27 protein-coding genes are annotated in these 23,235 nt (G+C 50.0%); 26 read left to right on the forward strand and 1 reads right to left on the reverse strand.

The window, feature by feature from the left end; genetic code table 11:
- The first annotated feature begins 60 nt into the window (after window positions 1-60).
- The 24 genes from ndk to CFI03_RS02435 all read left to right on the forward strand — a co-directional run bounded on the left by ndk (window position 61) and on the right by CFI03_RS02435 (window position 21,239).
- Window positions 61-504, forward strand: coding sequence for a nucleoside-diphosphate kinase (gene ndk / locus CFI03_RS02320; protein WP_248756344.1), 444 nt, complete (start codon window positions 61-63; stop codon window positions 502-504).
- A gap of 37 nt (window positions 505-541) precedes the next feature.
- Window positions 542-1,327 carry a CheR family methyltransferase gene (locus CFI03_RS02325; RefSeq protein ID WP_283094377.1) on the forward strand — a complete coding sequence of 262 codons (786 nt, stop codon included), beginning with the start codon at window positions 542-544 and terminating at the stop codon, window positions 1,325-1,327.
- 62 nt (window positions 1,328-1,389) lie between these two features.
- Window positions 1,390-1,551: a hypothetical protein gene (locus CFI03_RS02330; RefSeq protein WP_164775437.1), complete on the forward strand. Its 162-nt coding sequence runs from the start codon at window positions 1,390-1,392 to the stop codon at window positions 1,549-1,551.
- Between the two features lie 177 nt (window positions 1,552-1,728).
- The gene (gene aroB, locus CFI03_RS02335) at window positions 1,729-2,823 is read left to right on the forward strand and encodes a 3-dehydroquinate synthase (protein ID WP_248756345.1); all 1,095 of its coding nucleotides are present in this window, start codon (window positions 1,729-1,731) and stop codon (window positions 2,821-2,823) included.
- Window positions 2,824-2,828: 5 nt separating this feature from the next.
- Entirely contained in the window at window positions 2,829-3,197 is a 369-nt protein-coding gene (gene aroH / locus CFI03_RS02340; protein ID WP_127494152.1) for a chorismate mutase, read from the forward strand.
- A 383-nt stretch (window positions 3,198-3,580) separates the two neighbouring features.
- Entirely contained in the window at window positions 3,581-5,143 is a 1,563-nt protein-coding gene (gene trpE, locus CFI03_RS02345; RefSeq protein ID WP_248756346.1) for an anthranilate synthase component I, read from the forward strand.
- 1 nt (window position 5,144) lies between these two features.
- On the forward strand, window positions 5,145-6,197 hold the full coding sequence (gene trpD / locus CFI03_RS02350; protein WP_248756347.1) for an anthranilate phosphoribosyltransferase: 1,053 nt from the start codon (window positions 5,145-5,147) through the stop codon (window positions 6,195-6,197).
- Window positions 6,187-6,984 (forward strand): indole-3-glycerol phosphate synthase TrpC, encoded by a 798-nt coding sequence (trpC, locus tag CFI03_RS02355; protein ID WP_248756348.1) that lies wholly within the window; start codon window positions 6,187-6,189, stop codon window positions 6,982-6,984. Before trpD ends, trpC begins: the two co-directional genes overlap by 11 nt.
- Entirely contained in the window at window positions 6,981-7,643 is a 663-nt protein-coding gene (locus CFI03_RS02360; RefSeq protein ID WP_248756349.1) for a phosphoribosylanthranilate isomerase, read from the forward strand. The genes trpC and CFI03_RS02360 overlap by 4 nt, the downstream gene beginning before the upstream one ends.
- On the forward strand, window positions 7,640-8,836 hold the full coding sequence (gene trpB / locus CFI03_RS02365; protein ID WP_248756350.1) for a tryptophan synthase subunit beta: 1,197 nt from the start codon (window positions 7,640-7,642) through the stop codon (window positions 8,834-8,836). The genes CFI03_RS02360 and trpB overlap by 4 nt, the downstream gene beginning before the upstream one ends.
- Window positions 8,833-9,639: a tryptophan synthase subunit alpha gene (trpA, locus tag CFI03_RS02370; protein ID WP_248756351.1), complete on the forward strand. Its 807-nt coding sequence runs from the start codon at window positions 8,833-8,835 to the stop codon at window positions 9,637-9,639. The genes trpB and trpA overlap by 4 nt, the downstream gene beginning before the upstream one ends.
- A 203-nt stretch (window positions 9,640-9,842) precedes the next feature.
- Window positions 9,843-10,940: a histidinol-phosphate transaminase gene (hisC, locus tag CFI03_RS02375; protein WP_248756352.1), complete on the forward strand. Its 1,098-nt coding sequence runs from the start codon at window positions 9,843-9,845 to the stop codon at window positions 10,938-10,940.
- Between the two features lie 4 nt (window positions 10,941-10,944).
- The gene (locus CFI03_RS02380) at window positions 10,945-12,036 is read left to right on the forward strand and encodes a prephenate dehydrogenase (protein ID WP_248756353.1); all 1,092 of its coding nucleotides are present in this window, start codon (window positions 10,945-10,947) and stop codon (window positions 12,034-12,036) included.
- 513 nt (window positions 12,037-12,549) lie between these two features.
- Complete coding sequence (locus CFI03_RS02385) at window positions 12,550-13,146, forward strand: RNA polymerase sigma factor (protein ID WP_127494133.1); 597 nt, start codon at window positions 12,550-12,552, stop codon at window positions 13,144-13,146.
- Window positions 13,143-13,745 (forward strand): anti-sigma factor, encoded by a 603-nt coding sequence (locus tag CFI03_RS02390; protein ID WP_248756354.1) that lies wholly within the window; start codon window positions 13,143-13,145, stop codon window positions 13,743-13,745. Before CFI03_RS02385 ends, CFI03_RS02390 begins: the two co-directional genes overlap by 4 nt.
- Before the next feature lie 113 nt (window positions 13,746-13,858).
- The gene (locus CFI03_RS02395) at window positions 13,859-14,458 is read left to right on the forward strand and encodes a histidine phosphatase family protein (protein WP_248756355.1); all 600 of its coding nucleotides are present in this window, start codon (window positions 13,859-13,861) and stop codon (window positions 14,456-14,458) included.
- 620 nt (window positions 14,459-15,078) lie between these two features.
- Complete coding sequence (locus CFI03_RS02400) at window positions 15,079-16,260, forward strand: hypothetical protein (RefSeq protein WP_248756356.1); 1,182 nt, start codon at window positions 15,079-15,081, stop codon at window positions 16,258-16,260.
- A gap of 213 nt (window positions 16,261-16,473) precedes the next feature.
- On the forward strand, window positions 16,474-16,656 hold the full coding sequence (locus tag CFI03_RS02405; protein ID WP_127494125.1) for an IDEAL domain-containing protein: 183 nt from the start codon (window positions 16,474-16,476) through the stop codon (window positions 16,654-16,656).
- 150 nt (window positions 16,657-16,806) lie between these two features.
- The gene (locus CFI03_RS02410; RefSeq protein ID WP_244935561.1) at window positions 16,807-17,226 is read left to right on the forward strand and encodes a DUF2487 family protein; all 420 of its coding nucleotides are present in this window, start codon (window positions 16,807-16,809) and stop codon (window positions 17,224-17,226) included.
- 265 nt (window positions 17,227-17,491) lie between these two features.
- Window positions 17,492-18,022: a Rieske (2Fe-2S) protein gene (locus tag CFI03_RS02415; RefSeq protein WP_127494121.1), complete on the forward strand. Its 531-nt coding sequence runs from the start codon at window positions 17,492-17,494 to the stop codon at window positions 18,020-18,022.
- Window positions 18,023-18,036: 14 nt separating this feature from the next.
- Complete coding sequence (gene qcrB, locus CFI03_RS02420; RefSeq protein WP_127494112.1) at window positions 18,037-18,708, forward strand: menaquinol-cytochrome c reductase cytochrome b subunit; 672 nt, start codon at window positions 18,037-18,039, stop codon at window positions 18,706-18,708.
- Between the two features lie 18 nt (window positions 18,709-18,726).
- Window positions 18,727-19,599: a menaquinol-cytochrome c reductase cytochrome b/c subunit gene (locus CFI03_RS02425; RefSeq protein WP_127494110.1), complete on the forward strand. Its 873-nt coding sequence runs from the start codon at window positions 18,727-18,729 to the stop codon at window positions 19,597-19,599.
- 82 nt (window positions 19,600-19,681) lie between these two features.
- Entirely contained in the window at window positions 19,682-20,320 is a 639-nt protein-coding gene (locus CFI03_RS02430) for a DUF1405 domain-containing protein (protein WP_127494108.1), read from the forward strand.
- 181 nt (window positions 20,321-20,501) lie between these two features.
- Window positions 20,502-21,239: a sporulation protein YpjB gene (locus CFI03_RS02435; RefSeq protein WP_373312727.1), complete on the forward strand. Its 738-nt coding sequence runs from the start codon at window positions 20,502-20,504 to the stop codon at window positions 21,237-21,239.
- Between the two features lie 3 nt (window positions 21,240-21,242).
- Here the strand turns inward: CFI03_RS02435 and CFI03_RS02440 are convergent, their stop codons facing one another.
- A complete protein-coding gene (locus CFI03_RS02440; protein ID WP_248756357.1) occupies window positions 21,243-22,109 on the reverse strand; it encodes a YitT family protein in 867 nt (288 codons plus the stop codon).
- A 145-nt stretch (window positions 22,110-22,254) separates the two neighbouring features.
- Here CFI03_RS02440 and CFI03_RS02445 point away from each other — a divergent pair, with 145 nt between their 5' ends.
- Both CFI03_RS02445 and CFI03_RS02450 read left to right on the forward strand, forming a co-directional pair.
- A complete protein-coding gene (locus tag CFI03_RS02445) occupies window positions 22,255-22,590 on the forward strand; it encodes a nucleotide pyrophosphohydrolase (RefSeq protein WP_127494102.1) in 336 nt (111 codons plus the stop codon).
- 54 nt (window positions 22,591-22,644) lie between these two features.
- Window positions 22,645-23,187, forward strand: a complete 543-nt coding sequence (locus CFI03_RS02450; protein WP_164775435.1) for a tetratricopeptide repeat protein — start codon at window positions 22,645-22,647, stop codon at window positions 23,185-23,187.
- The last annotated feature ends 48 nt before the right edge of the window (window positions 23,188-23,235 follow it).

Here is a 23,235-nt window from a genome sequence, read left to right on the forward strand (position 1 = left end):
CACAATCGTTAAGCAGAGCTTACGAAAATGTTCCACACAATTCTTTTAGGAGGTAGCGTTATGGAAAGAACTTTTTTGATGATTAAACCAGATGGTGTACAACGCGGCCTTATCGGAGAGATTGTGTCGCGGTTTGAACGCAAAGGCTTGAAGCTGGTTGCCGCCAAATTTATGGTTGTGAGCAGAGAACTTGCGGAAACCCATTACGCCGAACATCAAGGCAAGCCCTTTTACGAGCCGTTGCTGAACTTTATTACCGCCGGGCCGGTTTTTGCCATGGTATGGCAGGGGGATAACGTGATTGCCCTAACTCGCGCCATGATTGGCAAGACGGATGCGGTAGATGCATTGCCAGGCACGATTCGTTCGGATTTTGCCGTACATACGAATTTGAATTTGATTCACGGTTCGGATTCCCCGGAAAGCGCCGCAAGGGAAATCGCTAATTTCTTCTCGCCCGAGCAGCTGGTGGAATACGAACATACCGTGCAGCGTTGGATCTAAGCCATACATAACGCTGTCGTTACAACAGGAGGCGTCCATGCCGGTGGATCTGGATTTCGATCTTTTTATCCAAAGAATGAAGGCTAAAACCAATATCGATTTGTCGCAGTACAAAGAAGCCCAGATGAAGCGCCGTCTGACGACGCTTCGCCAGAAGCACGGCTACCAGACGTTTGAGGCTTACTGGAAAGCGATCGAACAGGACCGGAGTTTGCTGAACGAATTTTTGGACCGGATGACCATTAACGTGTCCGAATTCTGGAGGAACCCGAACCGGTGGGAAGTGCTGCAAAGCCGCTTCCTGCCGGAAATGCTTCAGCGGGGAGAGCGGTTAAAGGTATGGAGTGCCGCTTGTTCGACGGGGGAAGAGCCGTACACGATCGCGATGATTCTGTCGGAGCTTGACGCTCTTGCCAAAACGTCTTTACTGGCGACTGACCTGGATTCCGTTGTATTGCAAAAAGCGAAGGAAGGGCAGTATCTGGAACGATCCTTGCGGGATGTTCCGGCTGCCTACAGGCAGAAGTATTTCGAGCCGGATCATGGAATGTACGCGGTATCGGAAAAGCTTAAAAACGCGATTACGTTTAAACAGCAGAATCTGCTTTACGATTCCTTTGAGCAGTCCTTCGATCTGATCGTCTGCCGGAACGTCATGATTTATTTCACGGAAGAAGCCAAGCACTTATTGTATCAGAAATTCGCAAGCGCGCTTCGGCCCGGCGGACTCCTGTTCGTCGGAAGCACCGAGCAGATTTTCTCTCCTTCGCAATACGGCTTTGAATCGGCCGATACCTTCTTCTACAGAAGAATTACCGGCTAATGTATACCGATTTCCATCCGCTCCAATACTAAGGACAACCGATCTTTAATTGGAGGATGAAAATGGACAAGCGACAAGTGATTCATGCTTACCGAAGCGGGATCATATCCATTCAAGAATGCGCTCAAATTCTCGGTTTGGACAGCCGTCAACTCCCTAATCTGATGAGTCAGATGGCAGTGAAGGCAGACAGGGAAACAAGCAAGCGCTTTGTGAACAGCTAACGCTTTCCATAGCCGCCCGAAAGGCGGATGCCGGGGCCAGAAATGGCTTTGGCATCCGCCTTTTTATTGCATTTAAGAGGTGCCGCTTTTCTTGTCAAAGACAGAAGCCTGTACTATAATGAGCAAAGATGTTTACATAAAAAGCCCGGAATATGAACAGTTAGGATGGTAGAGATCATGCGCGAACTGAAAGTTGAGCTAGGCGAACGCTCTTATCCCATTTATATCGGTGAAGGTCTTTTGCAGGAGGCGGCAGCTTATTTCAAGAAGCATCAGATCAGCCTGAAATCGCCGATGCTTATCATTACGGACGAACATGTTGCTCCTCAATACCTGGAGCCGCTCGAAAGTACGCTTCGTGAAGCAGGTTTTACAGTAGCTAGCACGGTTGTTCCTGCTGGCGAAAGCTCCAAATCGCTCTCCATGCTGGAAAGCCTCGTGACAAAAGCGCTTGAAGCCGGCCTTGACCGGAAGTCGACGATCGTTGCGCTTGGCGGCGGCGTTGTAGGGGATCTTGCCGGATTTGTGGCAGCTTCCTATATGCGCGGCGTTAAGTTTGTGCAGATTCCAACAACGATTCTTGCCCACGATTCAAGCGTTGGCGGCAAGGTAGCGGTGAATCATCCGCTTGCGAAGAACATTATCGGCGCATTCCATCAGCCCGAGATGGTGCTTTACGATCTGAATACGCTGCAGTCGCTGCCTCCGAGGGATGTCAGCGCGGGCTTATCGGAAGTTGTGAAGCACGGTTTAATCTGGGATGCGGAATTTACGGCATGGTGCGAAGAAAATGCGGAGCGCTTGCTCGCGCTTGAACCGGATGCGCTTGGCTACGCCCTTTACAAAGGCTGCAGCGTTAAGGCAGCCGTTGTCTCTCAAGATGAGCGCGAGAATGACCTGCGCGCGATTCTGAACCTTGGCCATACGATCGGCCACGCGCTGGAAGCGGTAGCCGGCTATGGCGAGCTTTTGCATGGGGAAGCCATCTCCATCGGCATGATCGGCTCGGCGAGACTGGGATTGCGCTACGGCGCGCCGGAAGAGGTGTATGCGACCACGAAGCGCGTGTTGTCCAAGGTAGGTCTTCCGGTGAAGCTTCCTGCGCATTACGACGTGGATGCGATTATGGACGCGATGATGCATGACAAGAAATTCAGCGAGAGCACGATGGTATTCGTAGTGCCAACCGAGATCGGCAAAGTGGAAATCAAGAAGGATGTTCAGTCCGCATGGGTAAGGGACATCGTTGAGCAATTGAAACTGGAGGCGTAAAAGGGATGACAGTTAGAGGGATTCGCGGTGCCATTACCGTTGACGTAAATGAGAAAGAGCCCATTTTACAGGCAACGCTTGAGCTGCTGCAAGAGGTTGTGAAACAAAACGATATCGTACCGGATGATATTGCGAGCGTGTTTATTACCGTTACGCAAGACCTGGACGCTACATTCCCGGCTATTGCGATCCGTCAGATGAGCGGCTGGGATCTTGTGCCTTTAATGTGCGCGCTGGAAGTGCCGGTGAAAGGCAGCCTTGAGCGCTGCGTTCGTTTTATGATTCATCTGAATACGGACAAAACTCAAGCCGAGATTAACCACGTCTATCTTGGAGGCGCGCGCGTGCTTCGTCCGGATTTGTCAAAATCCTGATTGACGCGTGGCCTAATCGGTAGTATATTGGGTACTAACAATAGTTAGGCAAGAGAAGAGTAGCAAGTTAAAAGACAGGTTTTTTAGAATGAAACTTGAAACGTCATCACAGGATGGCGCGGATGTTTCACCTTAGGTAGCAGGCTTTTAGTTGAGTTGAGATGAGTTAAGCAGAGACGAGTGCAGGACAGTTGAGAATAGAAGGCTTGATTACCGCAGCTAAGCGTAGCAGATAGCATAACTATCGTGCGCCTTAGGTCTATTCTTTATTTTGTTCGCAATCTTATTTGTCATCATCCATACATTCAACGCCCCTGCTCCCGGCAGGGGCTTTTTTAATGCCCTTCTAACCCATACGCGAGTACCAAGAGGAGGAACCCCCCATGACAAATGAATTGCAGCAAGTAACGAAGCTGGCCGACCAATACAATATTATTCCGATCGTACGCTATATGCTTGCGGATACGGAAACACCAATCAGGCTGTTCCAGCATTTTGCGAAGGAGCAGCACGCGTTCCTGCTTGAGAGCGTAGAGGGCGGAGTGAAATGGGCGAGATATTCATTTATCGGGACAGATCCTTTCATGATGCTCTACGGGAAGAACGGCAAGATGGTACTGGAGCATAACGGAGAGAAGCAAGTGTTCGACGAGAAGCCGATTGAGCTCTTGAAGGCTCAGCTGCGCGGCTTCCGCAGCCCGTCGCTTCCGGAGCTCCCGCCGTTTACGGGCGGTGCGATCGGATACTTCGGATACGATTTGCTCCAATATTACGAAAACCTCCCGGCGCACCGCATCGACGACTTGCAAATGAATGATTTGCAATTTATGTTCTGCGACCAGGTTATCGTATTTGACCACTTCAAGCAGCAGCTGCAAATTATCGGGAATGTTCATATTCCTCATGCGGCTACCAACGCGGATATCGAGAAGGCTTATAACCGTGCGGTAGCCAAGATCGAGGCAACAATCGAACGCGTGCAGCAGCCGATTACGGTTCCTGTAACATCGGGTTCGTCGATCCCGGTTGATCCCGAGCTTGGCGATGTACAGTCCAACCTGACGAAAGAACAGTTTATTTCGAACGTTGATCAGGCGAAGGAATATATCCGAGCCGGCGATATTTTCCAAGTCGTCTTGTCGCAGCGCTTCAGCATCGAAACCGAGGTTGATCCTCTTCACGTATACCGCGTGCTTCGCACGATGAACCCGTCTCCTTATATGTACTATTTGAAAATGGGAGATGAAGTGATCGTTGGCACATCGCCTGAAGCGCTCGTAAAGGTTAACGGCGACCGTAAAGTCGAGACACGCCCGATCGCCGGAACTAGGCCGCGCGGCAAGACGCCGGAGGAAGACAAAGCGCTTGAAACGGAATTGCTCGCCGACGAGAAGGAACGGGCGGAGCATCTGATGCTGGTTGACCTTGGACGCAACGATATCGGCCGCGTGTCGGAATTCGGCACGGTACGCTGCGACGCTTACATGGAGATTGAGCGTTACTCGCATGTCATGCACATCGTGTCCAACGTATCCGGCAAGCTTCGCGAGGACAAAGACTTCTTCGATGCTTTCCTGTCCTGTCTGCCGGCTGGGACGGTATCCGGCGCTCCCAAGCTTCGGGCGATGGAAATTATCGCCGAGCTTGAGAACGAAGCGCGCGGCGCTTACGCAGGGGCAATCGGTTATCTCGGATTTGGCGGATCGCTGGATACATGCATCACAATCCGGACCATTGTGTTCAAGAACGGCAAAGCCTATGTGCAGAGCGGAGCAGGGATCGTATGGGACTCCGTTCCGGAGAGCGAATATATGGAGACGGTTAATAAAGCAAAAGCGTGCCTTAAGGCGATCCGCGCTGCGGAAGCGGTTTTTGGCATACGGAAGAGCCCGGCTGAACAGGCGGTTAACGCGGACTACTATGTAACAAGCGGAGAGGTGTTGTAAAATGAGTTTGGTGACAGAACAGGTAACGATGCAAGGAGCTTTAAACAAGCTGATGAGCAGCACCGATCTGACGCGTGAAGAAGCCCGGTCGGTAATGGATATTATTATGAGCGGCAACGCAACTCCTTCGCAAATTGCGGGCGTAGCGACTGCCCTGCGCATGAAGGGCGAGACGAAGGACGAGATTACGGGATTTGCGGAAGTGATGCGCCAGCATTCCAGCCATGTCCAGACGAAGCAGGAAGGCTTGCTTGATACTTGCGGAACCGGCGGTTCCGGTATTCATAAATTCAATATTTCCACGGCTTCCGCAATTATCGCTTCGGCGGCCGGCATTCGCGTGGCGAAGCACGGCAACCGGGCGATGTCCGGCAAAGCAGGCAGCGCGGATGTACTCGAAGCACTTGGCGTGAACATTACGCTAACTCCGGAGCAAGCATCCGAATGCTTGAATCAGATTGGCATCTGCTTCATGTTCGCTCAGCTGTATCATCCGTCTCTCCGCCATGCGGCTGCGCCGCGCCGCGAGCTTGGCGTCCGCACGATCTTTAATATGCTGGGTCCATTAACGAATCCGGCTGGCGCCGATCGTCAGCTGATCGGTTTGTACGACCGTACCAAAACGTCCACGATCGCAGCCGTATTAAACGAGCTTGGCGTGAAACGGGCGATGGTTGTCAGCAGCGTAGACGGATTGGATGAGATCAGCATTTCGGCGCCAACCCAAATTTCCGAGCTGCGAAACGGCGAAGTGGTTACTTATGAACTGACTCCGGAAGAGCTGGGTCTCTCCCGCTATCCGATTTCCGAAGTGATCGGCGGAGATCCGGAGACGAATGCGGCGTTGATCCGTGCGATTTTCAACGGCGAACAACGCGGCGCGTACCGCGATATCGTGCTCGCTAACGCGGGAGCTTGCATTTATGTAGGCGGCTATGCGGATTCACTCCGCGAAGGCGTTGCGCTTGCAGCCAAAATGATTGATACCGGCATGGCAAATCAGCAATTGCAAAAGCTTATTCAGACGACAGGAGAGTTGACTCATGTTTCTTGATAAAATCGTAGTAACGAAGCGGGAAGAGGTTGCTCATCTCGCTTCGGGCTTCCAGTTATCCGAGTATGAACGCAAAATCGCATCGCTTCCCGAATGCCGCGGCTTCGAACGCGCGCTAACGGCCGGCCGCAAACGGGATGTCGGCCTGATCGCGGAAGTGAAGAAGGCATCCCCATCCAAAGGCCTTATCCGTCCTGATTTTCATCCTGCCGAACTTGCGGCGGCTTATGAGCGCGCAGGCGCGGACTGTATATCGGTGCTTACGGACCGCGATTATTTCCAAGGCTCCAATGAATACTTAACCCTGATCAAGGAGACGGTCAGCAATCCGCTTCTCCGCAAAGATTTTATTATCGATTACCGTCAGGTATACGAGGCTCGTGTTATTGGAGCGGATGCGGTACTATTAATAGCAGCCATTCTCACATCTTCCGAGCTGTCGGAGTTGTATGACACGGCAAAATCGCTTGGCATGGACGTTCTCGTTGAAGTTCATGACCGCGAGGAGCTGGAGCGGGTTCTGGAGCTTGATAAAGCAACTCTGATTGGCGTTAATAACCGTGACCTGAAATCCTTCGTAACCGATCTCCGTACGACTGAAGCACTTATTGATCTCATGCCAAAAGGAGTTACGGTTATAAGCGAAAGCGGCATTGCGGGTCGAAACGATATGGATTATCTTCAATCCGTCGGCGCGCAAGGCGTCCTGATCGGCGAACATTTCATGCGCCAGCCGGATGCCGGACAGGCTATTATCGACCTGATGGGTCCGGTGACGCGGGCATGACGGCATCGCCGAGAATCAAGATTTGCGGATTGAAGGATACCGCTACCATTGCGGAGATGAACGGGCTTCCTTTTCATGAGATCGGCTTCGTGTTTGCGCCAAGCAAACGCCAGGTCGATGCGGAAACCGCTGCAGCTCTAATTCAGGCAGCCAACCAGCTTCAGGCAGCTGAGGGTGTAGCGCCTCAAACGGTAGGCGTCTTCGTTAATCCCGGCATGGAGGAGCTGACAGCGATTGTTGCGAAAGCGCCTCTGGACGTCGTACAGCTGCATGGGCAGGAGACGCCGGAGTTTTGCCGTATGGTTAAGAACCGCTTGGATAAGAAGATATGGAAAGTATTCTCTATCGGAAAAGACGGCGCTGATGCACACGATCGCGTGTCCGCCTATGAGGGTGCCGTAGACGCCATACTGATCGACACAGCCGGCGGCGGTACGGGTCAAACTTTTGACTGGCAGCTCATAACGGACTATCAGAATGCGGCAGCGGCCATCGGTGTTCCTTTGTACGTGGCCGGAGGACTTCATCCCGGCAATGTGGAAGAGCTTCTGGCAGGCCATCCGGTTGACGGTATTGACGTATCGAGCGGTGTTGAGACGGACGGCCGTAAAGACATCGAGAAGATTAGACTATTCGTTGGAAAGGTGATAGAACGATGAACCAAGTACCAGACGAAAACGGGCGCTTCGGCAAATTCGGCGGCCGGTATGTACCGGAGACGCTGATGAACGCTTTGTTGGAGCTCGAAGAGGCTTATAAGTATTATTCGCAGGACGAATCTTTCAAGCAAGAGGTTCATGATCTTCTGCACAAATATTCGGGACGTCCTACGCCGCTTTATTATGCGGAACGGTTAAGCCAGCATCTTGGCGGCGCAAAGATTTACCTCAAGCGCGAAGATTTGAACCATACCGGCGCCCACAAAATCAATAATACGATCGGGCAGGCCGTGCTTGCCAAGCGCATGGGCAAAACAAAAATCATTGCCGAAACCGGCGCAGGCCAGCACGGCGTTGCATCGGCAACAGTTGCAGCATTGCTTGGACTGGAATGCAAAGTATTCATGGGCGAAGAAGACATGAAACGCCAGCAGCTGAACGTATTCCGCATGCAGCTGCTTGGAGCGGAGGTTGTTCCCGTTATGTCGGGCACCCGTACGCTCAAGGATGCCTGCAACGAGACGCTCCGCTATTGGGTCAGCCATGTAGACGATACGTTCTACATTCTGGGATCGGCAACGGGACCGCATCCTTACCCGATGATGGTCCGCGACTTCCAGCGTATTATCGGGGATGAATCCCGCAAGCAGATCGTCGAAGCGGAAGAGCGTCTTCCGGATTATGTGGTTGCGGCGGTTGGCGGCGGCAGCAATGCCATCGGTATTTTCTATCCGTTTATTAACGATGAGTCCGTCCGTCTTGTTGGGGTTGAAGCAGCGGGACGCGGTATTGATACGGAAGAGCACGCAGCGACGATGACTATGGGCAGCCACGGCGTATTCCAAGGCTCGATGAGCTACTTGCTGCAGGATAAATACGGCCAGGTTCAGCCTGCGCATTCCATCTCGGCGGGGCTTGACTATCCGGGCATCGGACCGGAGCATGCGTATTTGAAGGATTCCGGCCGCGCGGAATACTTCCCGATTACCGATGCGGAAGCGCTTGACGCTCTTCAACTGCTGTCTCGCACGGAAGGAATTATTCCGGCATTGGAATCCGCCCATGCGATTGCGCAGACGATTAAGCTGGCTCCAACCCTTGATAAAGACAAAATTGTCGTTGTCAGCTTGTCCGGACGAGGCGATAAAGACGTGGAAGCGATCATGGGTTATCTGGGAGGTACAGAGGCATGAATTTGATTGATGCTGCTTTTGCCAAATTAAAGCAAGAAGGAAAGACGGCGCTTATTCCGTTTCTGACGATTGGGGATCCGGATATCCCTACATCAATCGCTATTATTAAAGAGCTTGAAGCAGCGGGCGCGGATCTCGTGGAGCTTGGCGTCCCATATTCCGATCCGCTTGCAGACGGTCCCGTTATTCAACGGGCATCCGAACGCGCGCTTAAGAATCGCATATCGATTCTGGATTGCATCGAGACGGCTGCGCAAGCCCGCGAAGCCGGCGTCAAGCTGCCCTTTATTTTATTTACTTATTTCAATCCGGTGCTTCAATTCGGCCTGGAGGACTTTATGAATCTTGTCGTGGAGAAGGGGATCAGCGGGCTTATCATCCCGGATCTTCCGATTGAAGAGGATGAGGAAGTGCGTACGCTGGCCGAAGCGAAAGGCGTTCACCTTATTCCGCTGGTGGCTCCAACCTCGAAGGATCGCGTTATCCGCATTTCCAAGAAAGCGCGCGGCTTTGTCTATTGCGTTTCCTCCCTGGGCGTAACGGGAGTCCGTGCCGAATTCCACAGCGGCATTGACGATTTCCTTGCAACGGTTCGAGAAGCAACGGACCTGCCGATTGCCGTGGGCTTTGGCATTTCCAGCCGCGAGCAGGTGGAGCGCTTCGAGAAAACCTGCGACGGCGTAGTCGTAGGCAGCGCGATTGTGCGCAAAATCGAAGAAACGCTTCCTCTATTAAGTGATTCTTCGAAGCGGGAAGAGGGATTGGCCGAAATCCGCAGCTTTGTTGCCGGATTGAAGGGCTGATGCGAAAGGACAGAGCTTGCCGGCTCTGTCCTTTTTTATTTCAAGCATTTGCGCTGTCTGTAAAATGGATGGTAAAGCCTATTGGCCTAGTGAGCTCCAATTCCTATTTTACAAGACGACCCTTTAAAACCTTTACAAGATGTGAGACAATAGAAAACATGCGGTTAGCCAATATGGCCAATATGACAAAGAGGTGAATGGCGATGCAGCCAAAAAGCAATATCGTGCATCTCCCTGTTTATCAGCCGGGAAAACCGGTTGAAGACGTTAAGAGAGAGCTTGGATTAGACGAGGTTATCAAGCTTGCTTCCAACGAGAATCCGTTCGGTTACTCGGAACAGGCGAAAGCAGCTATCATAAATGAATTAGGTCAAATTTCAACCTATCCGGACGGTGCAAGCTTTGAGCTTACGGCAGCTGTAGCGGCAAAATACGGAGTAGAGTCCAATCAGATTATTTTTGGCACGGGCTCGAGCGACATTATCCTTATGCTGGCGAGAACCTATCTTGCTCCGGGCGACGAGACGGTTATGGCCGACGAAACGTTCTCCCAGTACAAACATAACGCGGAGATCGAAAATGCCCGCATTATTGAAGTGCCATTAAAGGACGGCAAACATGATCTTCCGGCGATGCTGGCCAAGATTACGGACCGTACGAAGCTGGTATGGGTATGCAATCCGAATAACCCGACCGGCACGATCGTCACGGAAGATGAACTTACCGCTTTCCTCGATCAGGTTCCTAAGGATGTTCTGGTCGTATTGGATGAAGCGTATTGCGAATTCGTGGAAGAGCCCGGTTTCCCGGACGGCATTAAGCTGTTGAAGAAATACCGGAACTTGATCGTGCTTCGCACCTTCTCGAAAATTTACGGTCTGGCCTCGCTGCGTATCGGTTACGGAATCGGCCACGCCGATGTCATTCAATATATGAACCAAATCAGAGAGCCGTTTAATACGACCCGCCTCGGACAAGTAGCGGCAAAAGCCTCTCTTGCCGACGATGATTTTATTGCGTTCTGCCGCAAGCAGAACCGCGAGGGAATCGAATACATGTCCAGTCAATTCGACCGTCTTGGCTTAAGCTACTTCCCGGCGTACGGCAACTTCGTTATGGTTGATACGAAGCTCCCTTCTGCTGACGTTTTCCAATCGCTCCTTCGTAAAGGAGTTATTGTTAGATCGCGCTGGACGTACTATCCGACCCACATCCGCGTCTCAGTGGGCACTCCGGAGCAAAACGAAAAGTTTATCGCGGCTCTTGAGCTAGTTCTGCAGGAAGCGGCGGTGCGCGGATAGCCTTATGACGAAGATCGCGATATTTGGGGTAGGATTGATTGGCGGTTCATTGGCGCTCTGCTTTAAAGGCAGGCCGGAGCTTACCGTTGTAGGTTACTCGAACCGTCAGTCCTCCGTTGAAAAATATATGAAGCGGGGAGTCGTCGATTACGCGACAACTTCCTTGCGCGAAGCTGCTGAGGGCGCCGATTTTATTTTTCTGTGCGTGCCGGTAGGCAAGCTTGAAGAATACGTAACGGAGCTCGGCAAGCTAAATTTGAAGCCAGGCTGCATCGTAACGGATGTAGGGAGTACGAAAGCTTCGGTGGCCGAATGCGGCAGAAGACTGGAGCAGAATGGCGTGTCGTTTATCGGCGGCCATCCAATGGCCGGTTCCGAACGCTCCGGCGTTGAAGCAGCCTCCACGAATCTGTTCGAGAACGCGTTCTATGTACTAACACCGGAAGAGACTACACCGCCGGAAGCTTTGGAACGGCTGAAAAACCTTCTGGTTCATACAAGAGCGCATCTTGTCAGCGTTGATGCCAATTCGCATGACGAGATTGTAGGGGCAATCAGCCATCTGCCGCATATGATCGCGGTAGCGCTCGTTAATCAGGTCCGCGGCTACAATGAGAATAACGGCTTGTACGAATTGCTGGCTGCCGGAGGCTTCCGGGACATTACGAGAATCGCGGCAAGCGATCCGATCGTCTGGCGCGATATTCTGATTAATAACCGCGAAGTTCTGCTGAAGCTTCTGAAGGATTGGAATTCGGAAGTGGAGAAGTTTGCGGTGATGCTGGAAGCTTTGAACGGCGATGCGATTGAGGAAGCCTTCCAGACAGCCGGAGAGTTCCGCAGCAAGCTGCCTGAGCGCCGGAAAGGCATGATTCATTCTTTATACGATTGTTATGTGGATGTACCCGATCATCCCGGCATTATCGGCAATATTGCCAGCGAGCTGGGCAGTGCCCGGATTAACCTTAGCAACATCAATATTATCGAGAGCAGGGAAGATGTTCCCGGCGTGCTTCGTTTATCGTTCCGGACTCAGGAAGATCTGGATCAAGCGATGGAGCTGCTCGGCAAAACCGGATATACCGTTCGTCAATAAAACCTCGAAAGAGGTTTTTTTGTTTGTTGGCGGATAAGAAATTTTACGGACAAAAAGTTTAAGCGTTTTCAAAAAAACCGTTGACATTGTGGAAGCGTATACATATAATAAAAGTACAGTATGGTTTCTCTCCACTCCTATCCAAAACTATAGCGTTCAATATGAATGCTGACCACTCTTCGGAGTGGTTTTTTTTTGTTCTTTTTTGTGGACACGCCGTTTGCTCCAATTCCGACAAAATCCTGCACGCTGGAAATTAGAGTTTATTTATTTTTTGAGACTAATGCAAAGAGGTATGTTACAATATCGAAGGACAGTGGGTATTGTTAAAATATGGATTAAAATCCTTTTTGTCGAAACAAGAAGGATTTTGGCTCTTGCGACTCGAATTACATACATCGTATTTATTGATATTTTTTATGATAATGACCGCAACTTTTCGCTTCCGGTTCGGTATAAGGATACATAATCGAACTGGGAAGAAGAATTCGCAGGTGAGGAGGTTCGCCTGTCATGACTGATTCCCAATTAATACGTGAGATTAAGGACGGTAACATCGAGCTCTATTCGGAGCTGATGCGCCGTTACCAACGCAAGATACTAGCATTTATCTATCATATGTTAAAGAGTGCCAAGCTGGAGCTGCTCGCTGAGGATTTGTGCTCGGAAACGTTTTATAAAGCATACCGCAGCCTCCATTCCTTCCGCGAAGTGGATGCTTCTTTTTCGACGTGGCTGTATACGATTGCACGAAATACCGTGCTTAGCGAACTGCGCAAGCAAAAGTCTGCCAACGTTCCTCTCGATGAGTCGAATATGATGCCGGCCGCTCCTCCGGATCAGGTGCCAGAACAGCATGTTCTGCGCAACGAACGGATGGCGATGGTCCGCGAAGCGATCAATAATTTACCTGAAAAACAACGCTCGGCACTCATTCTGCGGGAATATGACCAGTTAGACTATCAGGAGATCGCCAATATCCTGGGCCAAACGGTAAGTTCCGTAAAATCGTTGTTATTCCGGGCACGAGCCAGCGTAAAGTCGCAGCTTGAGCCTTACTTTGGCGAGACGCCGATGATGGAAGAATACGAAGGGATGAACACACGATGAAATGCGATGACGTACAAGACAAGTTCGATGTCTTCGGATGCTTATCAGAGGAAGATGCCGAACGTGAAGCGATGGAAGCCCATTTGCTCGACTGCGAGCATTGCGCGGAACAATACCGTCTGTGGGAAGAAAGCGAAGAATTGATCCTTCAGCTTTCGGAAGAGGAAGAAGTTGTTACCGCCCAGATGGAGCATGTCAATCGCAGCGTTATGGATCGCATTTATGCTGAACAATCGTGGTTAATGCCGGTTTCTCAGAAAAGCTATTATTTTTCGCCTGCTTTCAGGCGTAACCTTGCCATTGTGCTGTCCGCTTGTTTAGCCATATTCGCGTGTTCGCTTATTTTTTTCATCAAAGGCAACGAACACGGCACGCCGGAAGAAAAGATGGCTCAACTAACCGGATTAATGGATACGGCTAATGCGTCCGGCAGCGATTTTGTCATTAGCGCAGAATTTGAAGTTCCCGTCGCAAGCGTTAGCGATCCGTTCGTTCTGCAGGTCGTTCCAACCTACCCGCAATATTGGGTAGCTCTTTCGCTTCTTGGAGTTGTGATGACGTTGTTAATCTTGAACTGGTTGTCTAGAACGCGAAGCTAATGCGCAAGCTTAACTAAGGTGTTGTTTAGATATTCAACCTCTAACCGTGACCGTTTATTTCGGCGCCGCGATAGAGGTTTTCTCATTTATATTCGGAAAGGCAGGAATCGCAATTGATCATTGGCATGGTACGACACGGCAATACCGATTGGAATGCTTTAGGGAAGATTCAAGGCCAGACCGATATTCCGTTAAATGAGCTTGGAAAAAAGCAGGCGAATGCGCTAGCCTCGCGATTGAGCCAAGATGAGAAGCTGTGGGATGCGGTAATATCGAGCGATCTCCAGCGCGCTCGCCAGACGGCTGCCGTTATTGCGGATAAGCTGGATATTCCGCTGCTGGACGGCGATCCTCGGTTGCGCGAACGTAATTTCGGCGAAGTAGAGGGCCTGACCCTGCCCGAGAGAGTGGAACGTTGGGGCGAGAACTGGCGTGAAGTTGCGCAAGGATTGGAAACGGACGAGGAGGTCCGTGCCCGGGGATTGGCATTCCTGCAGGATTGGCAGAAGCAGCGGCCGGAAGGCAGGCTGCTCGTGGTATCCCATGGCGGGTTCCTGGCGCAGATGTTTGACACGCTTTGCGTCGACCTTGAGAAGCAGCATCTGGGCAATCTTTCTTATTCGATTCTCCAGTTTAAGGATGAACAATGGGCTCCGCTTCTATATAATTGCACTCGTCACCTAGAGGAGGAACAGGGAGTAACGACGAAATAATGGTGGGACCGAGCTTACCATTCTCGGAAATGTATCTCCTTCCGGCCGCTGTTGTCATTCTGAATATGGATTAGATTTTATAAGGTGTATTCAGAAGTGACAAAGGCGAACGCTTAAAAGCTTTCTGAAAGAAAGCTGCATCGGAAGCATACGCTTTCCTCCAAGAGATACATTCGCCGCTCGCTCCTCGTCAATTTATTTTTTACAACAATTCAGGCTGCCAAGTAAACGGCAGCCTCTTATTATGAACAGCAAGGGCTGCCAAGATCACTGGCAGCCCTATTTGCTGTCCCGCCTTTGAATTTTACAAGGCTTTTTTTGTGTGGAAAACGAGCAAGCGGAAGCGGAGCAAGCAAATGTTCATTGAGAAGCGCAGCGTTCGCTTTTGATTGCCGGATTCCCAACCACAACCACTTCTAATCGAGGGAATCCGGAATCAACGGCGATCGAAAGAACATTTGCTTGCGTAGCGCCTCCTAATCGCGAAATGTGAAGCTTTTTCACACAACTAGTTTTAAAATTCAAAATTCTTCCCATAATGGTACTAATTATTGCTAGCGAATCAAATAAGCTCGCGATCGAGACACAAACGGCGGGCAGTTGCGGAAAGGAGAGATACCATGAATTTGTCGGATATGTTGGGCTATGCGGATATTCAGCAGTTGAGCCGGATCGCCTCCGTGTATCAATGTGAGTGCAATGGCCACTCAAAAAATGATTTGATTCAGTCGATTCTCTCAACCGTCAGCCGGAAAGATGTATTTGAGGCGCAGATCAGCAGTATGAAACTGGACGAAATGCGGTTCTTGAACTCCCTGTTATTCGAATCGAGAGATTCCTTCAGCCTGGAAGAGCTGATTGCAAGGGTTCAGCAAAGCAAGTTTGGCGAGCTAGAGCCTCCAGCGGAAGAACCGCCGCAGAAGAAAACGAAACGCACGAAGAAGAAGCAAGCCGAGGCCGAAGCGCCCAAAGAATCCGGACCACGCGAGATGATCTCCAGGTTCAAGCATCAAGGATGGCTCTTTAACGGAGTAACAGGAACCAATCGTTATATGTTCCAGGTACCGCAGGATCTGAGAGTGAGATTCCGCGAGACGCTTCGCAAGAAGTTTACGGCAGAGCTGCATTACACGGATGAGCCGCATATGTACCGGGACGAACAAATGCTCGTGCAGGAAGACGTTTATCAGCTGCTTCATTATATTTATCACAATGAGGTTCAGTTGTCGGCGGACGGATCGATGTACAAACGGTTCAGCGGACAGATTCTGGAAAAGCTGGCCATCTCGGAAGAACTGCCGGGTAAGGGCGAATGGCGATTCGGGTACGGCAGACATTTTCACCATTATCCGAACCGGATGTCTCTCCTGTTTGACTATTGCAGCTATATGAAGTACTTCGTGGAAGATAGTCTGTTATTGGTCTTATCGCCGAGCGGCGAAGAGCGGTTGCGCAGCAAGCCGGCCAATGAAATGGAGCAGATTTACAAGTTCTGGCTGAAGCTGTACAAAGGGGCAATCCCCAACATTCATGCGCTCGTGCATTGGATGAACAGTTTGGCGGAGCAATGGGTAACGGCTGATTCACTCCGCAAAGTGCTTATCCCTTTCGTCAAACCGTTCTATTACGATTCAGCCGACAGGGTGCTGGATGTGCGGTTAATGGGAATGATGGTTCATCTGGGAATGTTACGGATCGGCGAGCATCAGGAGCATGGAACGGTTGTGCGGATGACCAAATTGGGAAGGGCCCTTGTCGCGGGAGTAAATCTCGAAGATCAGGATGGGATGTTTCTCTATTAGTTTTTCTATGAAACCAACTAGGCGATGGCATATTAATTGGAATGGGGGCAATCGTACTTATCGGCGCGCAGAATGGTGAATATGCTTAAAGTAGGAGCCGGTTCGATTGTGACTGAGAATGACGAGTTGACCTATACTCTTTCACTTGAATCACCGCGTGACGATAGTCGAAGACGATAGGATCTCTTTAACGCCGGTTTGGAGGTGTATCCTATGGACAAAATGAAAGTTGCTTATGAAGCAATGCTAGGATTAGCAGCGGAGATGGTATTAGATGAAGCCGTTCACAAGTTTCGCTCGGATCAGATCTACAAAGCGATCGATCAAGCGTTGGCCGTTGGAGACGAGGATACGTTCTACCGTTTAGCCGCTCAATTAAATCAATTAAAGAGCTAATTTGCGCGAATAGAAACTTCCGCCCTATGATGGAGGACTTAAGGCTCCGTTATAGCAGCGGGAGTTTTTTTGTTGTTTGGATTGGCAAAATCCCCCTTTATGGGTAACATAGAGATTACGGACGATTCTCAACAGGAAAGGGAGCAGGAAATGAAATTTAGCGACATTGCCGAGCAACAATGGGACGAGCTTAAGCCTTATCTCGACACATGCTTGCTGCCGGTCACCGGAATGACGGGATTGGAGCAGCCGTTTGAAGCAACGCTTGCACTTGAGCAGTTAAGGGACGTAATGGATCTCATAGAAATTCCTTTTAAAGGAAGAATAGTAACTTATCCGGCGATGCATTACATGAATGAAGATTCCGCAGGGGCACTCGTTTCGAAAACTTGCCGATCTTTAAAGGAAACCGGATTCCGGTTTGTCATCGTTATCTCCGCTAAGAATCAGGACGGTCTGGAATGCCCGGATGCCGATCTTGTGATCTGCCCGGACGGGGACGGGGAAGCGCCAACCGCCGCAAATGTGTCGAAAGCCGTGCAGGCTTTGTGGAACCGCGGCGACTCCTAAACGACAATAAAGCGCTGTCATCTTCAAAACCGGGGTATTTTTGAATAAAAAAAATGGGTTTTGGGGAAACAAAAGTTAAGGCAAGGTTAAATGTGACAAATTGCCAACAAATTTGTGAATGGCATTTTATAGGTAAATAAATCGCGAGCCATATTCTTGACGCTCCCAAGCGCCTAGGCTATTATAGTTTATGTCCTAGTTCGTCAAGCGTTTTGCCGTGTGGCTGAACGCGAGAAATGGTTGGCAAAGGGGGTTAGAACAGAAGATGAGTAACCACGAACATCAAGAAACCGCGCATCGTCCGGTTCAACGCAAAGAGATGTCCCGGCGTCAATTTTTGTCGTATACACTCGGCGGTACGACTGCATTTATGGTTGGTGGCGCGGTTTTGCCTATGGTCCGTTTTGCGGTTGATCCTCTCTTGGCAAAAAAAGCCGAGGGAACATGGGTTAAAGTAGTTGAAGAGAGCAAAATAACAACTGAGCCTCAAGAATTCAAGTTCCAAATTCATCAGGTCGATGGCTGGTATGTAAGCGATCCCGAACTTTCTGCCTGGATTACGAAGGACGCAAACAATCAGATTTTTGCGCTTTCTCCGGTATGTAAGCACCTCGGTTGTACGATCGGTTGGAATACGCTTGGCCATCACGAGTATGATTGTCCTTGCCACGGTGCACGTTATACCGTTGACGGGAAAAACCTTGCAGTTGCCCCACATCCATTAGATGAATATGAAGTGAAAGTTGAAAACGGTTTTGTGTACGTAGGTCCGATCAAAGCGAACTCTCGTGTATAGGAGGCTAATAGCAGATGTTTAAATCGATGTATAACTGGATTGACGAACGTCTTGATATTACGCCGCTCTGGCGGGATGTAGCGGACCATGAAGTACCGGAGCACGTTAACCCTGCTCACCACTTCTCGGCATTCGTTTACTGCTTCGGCGGTTTGACGTTCTTTATTACCGTAATTCAAATTTTGTCCGGCATGTTCCTTACGATGTACTATGTACCGGACATTATCAATGCTTATGCAAGCGTTGACTACTTGAACCATAAGGTTGCATTCGGCGGAATTGTTCGCGGCATGCATCACTTTGGTGCAAGTTTGGTTATCGTAATGATGTTTTTACATACCTTGCGTGTATTCTTCACGGGTTCCTACAAAGCGCCTCGTGAAATGAACTGGGTCGTAGGGATGCTGATCTTCTTCATTATGTTAGGACTTGGCTTCACGGGTTACCTGTTGCCTTGGGATAACAAAGCTTACTTCGCAACGAAGGTAGGCGTACAGATCGCAGAATCCGTGCCGTATATCGGTCCTTACATCGGTCAGTTCCTGTACGGCGGCGACATTGTAGGCGCGCAAACGCTAACACGCTTCTTCGCAATTCACGTATTTTTCCTGCCTGGCGCTCTGATTGCAATGCTTGCAGCGCACTTCCTGATGATTCGGAAGCAAGGCATTTCGGGACCACTTTAAGCGAAGGGAGGATTTATTATGGCGCACGGTCATAAATCGAACGAGAAGGTCGTATATGTTGGCGACTCGCGGGTGAAGAAAAGCAATCATCCAAACATTCCGCCTGATTATACGTCTTACCCCGGTAAATCGGAAGCGTTCATACCGAACTTCCTGCTTAAGGAATGGATGGTGGGCTGCGTAGTCCTGGTTGGTTTCCTGACTTGGACCATTGCGGAAGGTGCACCGCTTGGTTATCCTGCGGACCCTACGAACGCATCCTTTATTCCGATGCCGGACTGGTACTTCCTGTTCCTGTATCAGTTTTTGAAATATCCATGGGTTTCTGGCGACTACATCGTACTTGGTACGATGGGGGTTCCAGCTGTCATGTTTGGCGGCTTGCTGCTTGCTCCGTTCCTGGACACAGGTAAAGAGCGCCGGTTCTACCGCCGTCCAATCGCTTCATCGCTCATGTTCTTGTCCTTGATTGCCTGTGTGTACTTGACGGTTATCTCTTGGAGTCACTACACGCATGAGATGGAAGCTACGAACTCGATTCCGGAGCATAAGGTCCGCGAAGAGAAAGCCCGCGAAGCACATGAGAAAGGTCAAGAAGCTCCAAGCGCATCGAAGCCGGCTAAAACGGTTGCACTGGTTGACGCGAATGACCCGGCAATGGACATTGTCAAGAAAGCGCAATGCGTTGCCTGCCATGCTAACGATCTGAAGGGCAATCCGCCGCAAGTACCGGCTTTGACAGGCGTTGGCGACAGGTTGTCCAAGGAGGAACTGGTTGAAACCGTGACCAATGGCCGCGGTGGCATGCCAGCTTTCAAAGATCAGTTGTCCGCCGAAGAGATTGACCAATTAACAACTTGGCTTGCGAAGCAAAAAGCGCCGGCTGAATAATAGCACCGTTTAAAAACCTGATCGTATTTATGCGGTCAGGTTTTTTCGAATCTAAACGACGAAACAGGAGGCGTATATTTCTATGGGCGTACCGATATCTTGGTTCTGGAGCCGATCTTTTTTATTAAGTCGCCTCTTTTTATGGGTCATGTTTATCTTTAATTTCCTGGGTACCGTGTACGGCTACATCTGGTACGGCAATCAGATTGAAGATACGGTAAGCAATCATCCGTTATGGCAGGTTGTATTTGTCCCGGATAGTCCAACAGCAAGCTTGTTCTTTACTCTTACCTTGCTGTATTGGCTGTTTCCGCCGCAAGGCAACTCCCGCTTTGTCAACGGAGCGCGAATGATTATTGAAGGCCTCGCGGTTGTTACTTCTATTAAATATGGCATCTGGGCGGTTTCTATGATCGTTGCGGGAAGCATGCAGGGGGATCCGCTTCAATGGGAGCATTGGATGCTGATGGTCTCGCATACGGCAATGGCCGTGGAAGTGCTGTTATATGCCCGTTTTATGAGAGCTGGCGTAGGAGCGGCCGTAATTGGTACGTTATGGCTTTTGCTAAATGACACCGTAGACTATACGTATGATGTGTTTCCATGGCTTTCGGACAGGCTTATGGATGATTTGACGGCTGTCAAATGGTTTACATACAGCTTAACGATCTTCAGCTTTATTGTCGGCGCGCTTGCATTAAGGGCAAGAAAAGAGACATAAGTATGGACATCCCTTCATAAAGTGGTCATAGCAATTCTTTTTGAGGGGGATGACCATGAAGATACGAATTATTCTGCCTTTATTCTTATGTATCGTCATGACCGTCTGTTCGGTTACGGCTGCCAAAGCCTTTCCCGCGGACCTGCTTCGGACAGGCAATGCAAACGAATCGAGGAACGAGCTGCTTCGCTTAGACGAGACGGCCGCAGCTTTATACGAAGCTGCTTACATGAACAATCGCCAAGCCGGCTATAAATATGTCCAGCAGCTGGATAAGCTTGTGAACAAAAGCGATATCAGACAGGCGGGACAAGCTGCCGGATGGAAGCTGATGGAGGAGAGCATCAATTCGATTACCTACACGCTTAAAAGCGGGAAGGTAACTTCCGATTGGCTGACGGCAGCGGCACGCATTCATCTCACGACGGATGCATTGCTGCGTCCGGATCACGCTTTATGGCTGCAGTATGAGAAAGTGATGCTGGAGGATCTGGAGAGAGTGAACCGTTCCTGGAATAGGCAGACGGATGACGGGGCGATAGCGGCGAGAGCTGCGATGAATAGCTTTAATCAACATTTATCGCGAATAGAAGCCGCTGCTTCCATGCAGCGGCCAACGGAACGGATTAACGAATTGCGTGATCGGATGCATTATACGAACGTCCTGCTTGAAGCGGGGATGAAAGGGCAGACCAAGCAGGACTGGACGGACAATTCGATTTCGGATCTTGAGTTTTCGGTAAACCGGCTATTCGATAACGGTCATTCGCAGGACGAAGAACCGGTTGTGGCACCGGTCGGGGAAGCACATCCCATTAGTTGGATTTTGCTTCTCGGCGCCATTATTATGGCCGTTCTTACCTACACGGGCTGGAGAAAGTACAAGCAGCAGCCCTATGGCGTAAAGCCATTGTCCTAAGCTTTATTCTTCTTTGAATCCTTCGCCAAGCACATCGTGAACTTCGCTAATAACGGTAAACGCTTTGGGGTCGATACGGCGTATGATGTTCTTAAGACGGCGCATTTCTTGCCGCTGAACAACGCAGTAGACGACCTCTTTTGATTGTCCGGAAAAAGCGCCCCTTGCGGGCATTAAAGTTACGCCTCGGTCCAGCTCGGAAGTGATTTCGGCAGCCATCTCCCTGCCTTGCTCGGTAATAATGGAGAAGGACTTGGCTGAGTAAGCGCCATCCTGGATGAAATCAATCAGTCTGGACGCGACAAACACCGTGACTAACGTGTACAACACTTTTTCGATCGGTATGTACAATAAGGAAATCCCGATAATGACGGCATCCGAAATTAATATGAATTGCCCCATGCTAAACGCTTTGCGCCTTGATGCAATCCTCGCGATAATGTCAACGCCGCCGGTAGTTCCGCCTGCACGGAATACAATGCCTAATCCGCCTCCCAGGGTAACTCCTGCATAAAGAGCGGCAAGCAGGTAATCATGGGAGTTATGGAAGGTGACAATCCAGCCTTTGTCGATCATCCATTCCATAAGGGCGAGGAAGCCGGATAAGGACACGACACCAATCAATGTATAGGCCATCTCGCCAAGGCCTAATTTCCTCCAGCCAATCAAGAAAAGCGGTATGTTCAAAATCAGCGTGGAAAGAGACAATGGAACCTCGGCAGCATAATTAAGCAACACGCCTATGCCGGTTACGCCGCCTTCCATCAGCTGATTCGGAATTACGAAATAATGAAGACCAAAAGCATAGATGGCTGTACCGACCAAGATAGGCAGTACGGTTTGAAGCTGAAGCATGAATTTCCGGGACATAAAATAAACTCCTTTTAAGTTCTTGAACGGGCTATTTATGTATTATAGCTTAACAGACGGTTCAAAAAACATTGTTTTCATTGCTTCTTTACGTTAACATAGGTGATATTAGCGTTATACATAAGGAAGAAAGGGTCATTCACACATGGCAGAGAAATCTTTAGCCGATATCCAACGTGAGGTGGATGCTTACATCGGTCAATTCAAGGAAGGCTACTTCAGCCCGCTAGCGCTTATGGCGCGAATGAGCGAAGAGGTTGGCGAGCTCGCTAGGGAAGTAAATCACTATTACGGCGAGAAACCAAAAAAGCCGAATGAAGAAGAAAACTCCGTTGAGATGGAGCTTGGCGATATTTTGTTTATTTTGTCCTGTTTTGCGAATTCGCTCAACATTGATTTGACTGAAGCGCATAACAAAGTCATGAATAAATTCAATACCCGGGACGCTAACCGCTGGACGAGAAAAAACGGCGAACAGTAGAACGCACCTTTACATATGCTGTACCATCAACCTGTGTACAAGGAGGATGGGCAGATGGACGGGGAAAGCTGCGTGAAGAAGGCGTATGAGTTTATTCTTAACAGTGATTTTGAACAAGCGATTTATTGGTTCGAGCAAGCGATAGCGGCAGAACCTCTAAATGCGAGCTATCAACATATATGCGCGGTTTCATGCGCCAGAAGCGGGAAATGGACCAAGGCGCATCAATATGCGAAGCAAGCAGTAGAGCTTGACGGAAATCATCCCGAATATCAATACCATTTACAAACGATTGAATCGAGACTACTCGTGGCTGCGGCGGAGCACAAGCTTGCCGAAGAGCCATCGCAGTATACGGATGCAATACCTTTGCTGCAGCAAGCTGCAGATCTGGATCCGCTTAGCTTCGAGGCGTTTTATTTGCTTGCGTTGTCCTACTCGGAGATGGGGCGGTTGGAGGATTCCGTCATAAACGCCAGGGAAGCAATCAGATTAGATCCCGGTCATTCCGCGGCGCGCCGCTTATTCGCTGATGTGAATCGGAAGCGCAGAATGCTGCGCAAACGGGTGATGGGCAAACAACAACAGAAGGAATAGGTGATCTTGGTGGCAATTAAGGTAGCAGTAATCGGAGCAAGCGGCCGA

Source organism: Paenibacillus sp. ATY16 (assembly GCF_003399985.2).
Lineage (GTDB): Bacteria > Bacillota > Bacilli > Paenibacillales > Paenibacillaceae > Pristimantibacillus > Pristimantibacillus glycanilyticus.